This window comes from Brevibacterium sp. AGC70 (genome assembly GCF_057334195.1).
In genome coordinates this window covers 183,860-190,582 of record NZ_JBHFIH010000017.1, presented here as the reverse complement: position 1 = coordinate 190,582, position 6,723 = coordinate 183,860, and the positions used below count along the sequence as shown (strand labels likewise).

6 protein-coding genes are annotated in these 6,723 nt (G+C 63.8%); 1 reads left to right on the top strand and 5 read right to left on the bottom strand.

The genetic code is table 11. The features are described 5' to 3' along the window. Positions 1–54 precede the first annotated feature (54 nt). Together ACE03M_RS15145 and ACE03M_RS15140 are read right to left on the bottom strand one after the other, a co-directional pair. Positions 55–816 carry a 3-hydroxyacyl-CoA dehydrogenase gene (locus tag ACE03M_RS15145; protein WP_485934848.1) on the bottom strand — a complete coding sequence of 254 codons (762 nt, stop codon included), beginning with the start codon at positions 814–816 and terminating at the stop codon, positions 55–57. 166 nt (positions 817–982) lie between these two features. Next, entirely contained in the window at positions 983–1,585 is a 603-nt protein-coding gene (locus ACE03M_RS15140) for an NADPH-dependent FMN reductase (RefSeq protein WP_236850534.1), read from the bottom strand. Positions 1,586–1,889: 304 nt separating this feature from the next. On the opposite strand from ACE03M_RS15140, the gene ACE03M_RS15135 reads away from it, so the two are divergent. Next, on the top strand, positions 1,890–2,552 hold the full coding sequence (locus tag ACE03M_RS15135) for a TetR/AcrR family transcriptional regulator (protein ID WP_485934847.1): 663 nt from the start codon (positions 1,890–1,892) through the stop codon (positions 2,550–2,552). A 113-nt stretch (positions 2,553–2,665) separates the two neighbouring features. On the opposite strand, the gene ACE03M_RS15130 is transcribed toward ACE03M_RS15135, so the two are convergent. Genes ACE03M_RS15130 through ACE03M_RS15120 form a run of 3 tightly spaced genes read right to left on the bottom strand, consistent with a single transcriptional unit; the run spans position 2,666 to position 6,584 of the window. Further along, a complete protein-coding gene (locus ACE03M_RS15130; RefSeq protein WP_485934845.1) occupies positions 2,666–4,456 on the bottom strand; it encodes a dipeptide ABC transporter ATP-binding protein in 1,791 nt (596 codons plus the stop codon). Beyond that, positions 4,456–5,493, bottom strand: a complete 1,038-nt coding sequence (locus ACE03M_RS15125) for an ABC transporter permease (RefSeq protein ID WP_485934843.1) — start codon at positions 5,491–5,493, stop codon at positions 4,456–4,458. Before ACE03M_RS15125 ends, ACE03M_RS15130 begins: the two co-directional genes overlap by 1 nt. After that, complete coding sequence (locus ACE03M_RS15120) at positions 5,493–6,584, bottom strand: ABC transporter permease (RefSeq protein ID WP_143920913.1); 1,092 nt, start codon at positions 6,582–6,584, stop codon at positions 5,493–5,495. The genes ACE03M_RS15125 and ACE03M_RS15120 overlap by 1 nt, the downstream gene beginning before the upstream one ends. Between the last annotated feature and the right edge of the window lie 139 nt (positions 6,585–6,723).

Genomic DNA, 6,723 nt, shown 5'->3' with positions numbered 1-6,723 from the left:
CCGCCCCCCGCTGTGCTGCTGTCGCTCTTCGACGACGCAGCGATTGGGCTCAGATCATTTCGGGGCCATGCGGATGGCGCCGTCGAGGCGGATGGTCTCACCGTTGAGCATCGGGTTGGCGACGATCGATTCGACGAGCTGCGCGTACTCGGCGGGCTTGCCCAGCCGAGACGGATGGGGAATCGACTTCGCCAGAGACTCCTGGGCCTCTTCGGGCAGACCGGCCATCATCGGGGTCTCGAAGATACCCGGCGCGATCGTCACGACACGAATCTGTGATGATGCGAGTTCGCGCGCCATCGGCAGGGTCACCGAAGCGATCGCGCCCTTGGACGCGGAGTAGGCGATCTGTCCGATCTGACCGTCGAAGGCCGCGACCGAGGCGGTGTTGACGATGACGCCGCGTTCCTCACCCACATTCTCCTGCGCCTGCATCGCGGCGGCGGCGAGGCGGCACACGTTGACCGTGCCCACGACGTTGATGCTCAGCACCTTCGAAAACGCGTCCAAAGCCAGTGGGCCCTTGCGCGAGACGAGCTTGCCTGGAGTCGCAACTCCCGCGCAGTTGACGACCACGCGCAGCTGCCCGAGACCGGTCGCCATGTCGACGGCGGCCTGAACCTGCTCTTCGTTCGTGACGTCGGCGGAGACGAAATGGGCGCTGGATCCCAGTTCCGATGCCACCTGCTGACCCACCTCGGCGTTGAGGTCGACCATGACGACCTGAGCGCCGGCGGCCAGGAGCCGTTCCGTAGTGGCCCCGCCGAGCCCGGAGGCTCCGCCGGTGACGAGTGCGACTGTGCTGTTGAGATCCATGAGTATCCTTCGCATGACTGACGTGAACATTTGAGTTGGTTCGACTTTAACGCAAGCCCGTCGGGTCCGGACACGACGAAGCCCGCCGACCATTCGGTGCGGCGGGCTTCGGACGTATCAGCTGCTGGGGAGGGACTGCCTCATCCGCAGAGTGCGCTGATGACGGTCAGGCTGCCTGCTCTTCGGAGGCGGAATCCTCGCGCACGGACTTCAGTGCCTCGCCCCAGGCCACGAGGTCATCGGCCATCGAAGCAAACGGAGTCGCGGAGACCTCGGTCGGGGTGAAGACGCCATCGGCGAAGTCGGTGAAGAGGCTGAAGGAGGCCTGGTCACGGACAACAGCGAGCTTGTAGTTGGCAAGGATGTGGCGCAGGTGCTCGGCGGCACGCACACCCTTGTCGGCGCCGTAGTTCACGATGCCGGCGACCTTGTGGTTGAACTCGCTGGCCACGAAGTCCAGGGCGTTCTTCAGCGATCCGGAGATCGAGTGGTTGTACTCAGGGGTGACGAAGATGAAGGCATCGAATTCGGCGAGCTTGGCGCCCCACGCCTTGGTGTGGTCGTTCTGGTACATGTTCGCGCCGGCCGGGATGACCTCGTCGAGCAGCGGCAGATTGAATTCGCCGAAGTCGACGATCTCGGCGCGTACGTCCTCGCGACCGGCCAGCTGGTCCTTTGCCCAGGCCACGACCTGCGGATTGAGTGCCTGCGGGCGCGAAGTTCCGGGAATGATGGCGATGTTGAGCATGTCCGTCCTCAGTTCATTCATAGGGTGCAATGTCAGGTGATGCTGGTTTCAGGTGATCGGCACCGGCAGTCTTCGTCCGTGCCATCCACATCCGCCCAACATAATTGAACCGTCAATCATTCCCGTTCCATGCTGTGATTGGCGTCACTTCTCACTGCCTGTATGGGGTGACCCCCGCACTTGCCGACCACAGCCAGCGCACACCTCGGCGGCGCGAGATCCGCGAATTCTGGCCGGAAACGGCCAATGTCAGCCCAACGTCATGTATCCTCGGTTGGCAAGTGAAAGATTGTTCGATATCCGACCGTCAAGGAGCATAGGCACCGTGAGATCAACCAACGGCCGCAACAACATCCTCCGCTCGGCTCGGGACACCTTCGCCGCAAAGGGATTCGACGGTGCCTCCATCCGCGATATCGCACAGGCCGCAGGACTGAGCCTGTCCGCACTCTACTATTACTTCCCGTCCAAGCAGGAAGCTCTCTACGAGCTCGTGCACACGGCGTACACCTGGTACAGCGAGCACAGCCGAGCCGCCATCGCCGAGGTGGGCGATGATCCGACCGAGCAGCTGACCGTGGCCGTGCGCTACCTGGCTCGGTACCGGATGGAGAATGTCTCGGTGTCCACAGTGCTGCTGCGCGACACCGAACGGCTGACCGGTGACAATGCCGCTCGCGTGAAAGAACTCCAGCGCGAGGCACGAGTCATCATGGGCGACATCGTCCAAGCCGGCATCGACGCCGGGACGTTCCAGGTCGACAGTGCGCAGCTTGTCACGCGTGCGATCCACTCGATCTGCAATTCGCTCTCACTCTGGTACCAACACACCGGCGACCTGACTCCCGATGTCATCGAGCGCGATTTCACTCAGTATTCCCTGCGCATCCTCGGCATCGACCCCAGCGCAGAAGAGCTTGACCGGCTCATGGCGCTGCCGATCAGCCAGGCAGGCATGCTCGACTTCATCTCCGACGACCAGGCCTGACCCCGCGACGGCCAGGCCCACGTCGCTATATTCGCCCGAAGGGACTAAACACGCACGGCGCCGCGCGTGTTTAGTCCCTTCGGGTATTTTTTGTCGCTAGTTCGGACCGTCGCTCAGCCGGCAGTGGTGCGCAGGCCGCGGGCGAGTCCCCGGCGTTTGGCCTGCTCGTCCGGGTCAGGCACCGGCAGAGAGGCGATGAGTCGCTTCGTGTAGTCGTTGCTCGGTGACCCGAGCACCTGCTCACCCGTGCCTTCCTCCAGCAGCTCACCGTGGAACAGCACTCCGATGCGGTCGGAGAGCATGTCGACGACAGCCAGATCGTGGCTGATGAACAAGGCGGCGAAATCGAACCTGTTCTGCAGCTCGACGAACAGCTCGAGCACCTTGGCCTGCACCGACACATCCAGGGCAGAGGTCGGCTCATCGGCGACGAGCAACTCCGGATCGAGTGCGAGACCGCGGGCGAGGGAAGCCCTCTGGCGCTGGCCGCCCGAGAGTTCGTGCGGGTACCTGGCACCGTAGGCCTTCGGCAGCTGCACCGAGTCGAGCAGTTCGAGCACGCGCTTCTCACGATCCCTCGGCGACATGTCCCGCTGGTGGATGGCGAACGGCTCCGCCACGCACTCACCGATCGTCAGGTGCGGGTTGAATGAGGCCGCCGGGTCCTGGAACACGAATCCGATGCGGCGCCTGATCGGAGAGAAGGCGCGTTCCTTGAATCCGACCATCTCGTGCCCGAGCACCTTGAGGCTGCCTCCACTGGCCCTGGTCAGGCCTGCGATGGCACGCCCGATCGTGGTCTTGCCCGATCCTGATTCGCCGACCAGACCGTAGACCTCGCCGGCCTTGATGTCGAAGCTGACCGAGGACACCGCCTGGAAGTCCGACCGTCCGAATCCTCCCGGATAGACAATGTCGAGGTTACGGGCAACGACGATGGATTCGCGTTCATCCCGAGGTTTGCCGGGGTCCGCATCAGCGCCGGCGGAGTCGCCTGCGGAGTCGCCGGCAGATTCGCGGGCGGATTCACCGGCGCGATCCTGCTTCGCCGAGGCGGCAGCGGCCTTGCGGCTGCCGACGACCGTTGACCCCAAGCGAGGAACGGCGCCGAGGAGGTCGCGCGTGTACTGCTCCTTCGGGTCGCTGAAGAGCTGCTTGACCGACGAGACCTCGACGAGGTCTCCGCGATACATCACAGCCACGCGGTCGGCGAGATCGGCGACAACGCCCATGTTGTGGGTGATGAGCACGATCGCGGTTCCCGTCTCATCGCGCAGGTCACGCAGCAGGTCGAGGATCTCGGCCTGAACGGTGACGTCGAGAGCGGTCGTCGGCTCGTCGGCGACGATGAGCTCGGCGCCGAGGGCGAGCGCCATGGCGATGACGATGCGCTGCTTCTGTCCACCGGAGAACTGGTGCGGGTAATAGTCGAAGCGGTTCTGCGCATCGGGGATCCCGACCTGCTCCATGGCGGTGATGACCTTGGCCTTGAGTTCGGCCTTGCTCGCCCGCCGGTGGTGGGCGCGCAGGCCTTCGGCGATCTGCCATCCCACCGTGTAGACGGGGTTGAGTGCCGTCGAAGGCTCCTGGAACACCATCGACACATCTGTTCCGCGCATCTTGCGCAGCTGTTCCCCGGAGACGCTGAGCACGTCCTTGCCGGAGACGATGACTGCACCCGATCGCTGGGCGGTCTCGGGCAGGAGTCCGAGGATGGATCGTGCGGTCACGGTCTTGCCCGAGCCGGATTCGCCCACGATCGCGAGCACTTCGCCCGGAGTCACCGACAGCGACACGTCCTTGACGGCGCGCACATCACCACCGTCGGTGGAGAAGGTGACATTGAGGCTCTCGACGTCGAGGATGGATTTGGCTGTGTTCGTTTCGTTCACGTTCTCACTCATCACTTGGCATCCTTCGTCTTCGCTTTGCGGCGCACCCGCAGACGCGGATCGTTGAGGTCGTTCATCGACTCACCGACGAGGGTGATGCCCAGGACCGTGAGCACGATGGCCAGACCCGGGTAGACCGAAGTCCACCACACACCGCTGGTGACATCGGGCAGTGCCTTGTTGAGGTCATAGCCCCATTCCGACGCCGAGGTGGGTTCGATTCCGAAGCCCAGGAACCCCAGTCCCGCCAAGGTCAGAATCGCCTCGGAGGAATTGAGGGTGAAGATCAGCGGCAGGGTGCGTGTGGCATTGCGGAAGATGTGCTTCGAGATGATCCTGGTCTTCGAAGCGCCGAGGACGATCGCGGACTCCACGAAGGGTTCTGCTTTGAGTCGCAGAGTCTCGGCGCGGACGACGCGGAAGTACTGCGGGATGAAGACCACGGTGATCGAGAACGCGGCCGCGGCGATGCCGCCCCACGCGCTCGACTGGCCCCCGGAGATCGCAATCGACATGACCAGGGCCAGCAGCAGGGTCGGGAAGGCGTAGACCGCATCGGCGATGACGACGAGGATTCTGTCGAGCCAGCCACCGAGGTAGCCCGAGACAAGCCCCAGGATGACACCGGCGAAGAGCGACATGATCACAGCGACGATGATCACGGCCACCGCGGTCTGGGCTCCCCAGACGACGCGGGAGAACACGTCGTAGCCACCTACTGTGGTGCCCCAGATGTGGGTTCCGCCGGGCGGCAGCTTCGATCCGAAGTTGCCTTCGGCGGTGCCAAGCTGATTGAACCCGTATGGGGCGATGAGCGGGGCGAATACTGCGCAGATGAGGACGATGCCGCACAGGATGAGTCCCGTGATGAGCATTCCTCGCTGCAGACCGACCGATTGGCGCAGATGGGAGACGATCGGCAGACGGTTGAACCAGGATTTCCTGGCCTTGTCGTCATACGCGATAGCAGGGACACCGGAACCGGGGACCACCTCGGCGAGGCTCTCATTACTGCCAGGAGCCTGGGATGTGTTGTCTGGAGTGGACATCAGTACCTCACTCGGGGGTCGATGAAGGCGGCGATGACGTCGACGAGGAAGTTGGTCAGCGCCACGATGATGGCGAGGAAGACCACGATTCCCTGCACGGCCACGAAGTCACGGGCGGTGAGGTATTCGGCGAGCTTGAAGCCCAGTCCCTTCCATTCGAACGTCGTCTCCGTGAGCACGGCACCGGCGAGCATCAGTGCGATCTGCATGCCCATGACGGTGATGATCGGGATCAGCGCCGGACGGTAGGCGTGCTTGGTGACCAGCCGGAATTCGGAGATGCCTCGGGAGCGGCCCGAGTCGATGTACTGCTGACCCAGCGTGCCGATGAGGTTCGTGCGCACCAGCCGGAGGAAGACTCCTGCCGTGAGCACACCGAGGGCGATGGCAGGCAGAACCGCGTGGGCGAGCACATCGCCGAGGACCTCGACGTTTCCGATGCGGATCGCATCGATGATGTAGAACCGGGTGGGACCGACCACGCCCGACATGATGTACTCGGTCTCGGTGGTGCCGCGACCGGCGACGGGCAGGATCGGCAGAAAGACGCCGAAGACCAGCTTGAGGATCATGCCGGCGAAGAACACCGGGGTGGCGTAGCCGAGGATCGCAAGGATGCGAAGCGCGGCATCGGGTGCCTTGTCGCGGTGGTAGGCGGCGAGCATCCCGAGCGGGATGCCGATGATGAACGCGACGATGAGGGCATAGAAGACGAGCTCGACGGTCGCGGTTCCGTAGTTGAGGAGGATCGACGAGACCGGCTGTCCATCGGAGATCGCGGTGCCGAAGTCGCCCTTGAGCAGATTGCCCATGTACTCGAGGTACTGGACGAGGATCGGTCGGTCATAGCCGGCGGCGTGGATGCGCTCGGCCAGCTGGTCCGTGGTCAGGCGCCCGCCCATTGATGCGGAGATCGGGTCGCCGGTGATCCTCATCAGGAAGAAGACGAGTGTGGTGAGGATGAAGATGGTGGGAATGATGAGGAGAAATCGGATGAGGACGTAGCGTCCCAGTCCGCCTCCCGAGGGCTTCTTCACCGCGACCGAGGTCTCGGCGGCTTCTGCCCCTGGTTCGCTGATGGCTGCAGTCATGTGTTCCTTCGTTGCTGGCGTCGACGCTCGAAGATCTCGCGTGCCGACGTGGTTCTCGTTCGGTGCCACAGGGTGCGGACACGGCCTGATGCCGGTGCGAACGCACCACGAGGTGCAGGTGGGCCAGACGGCTCACCTG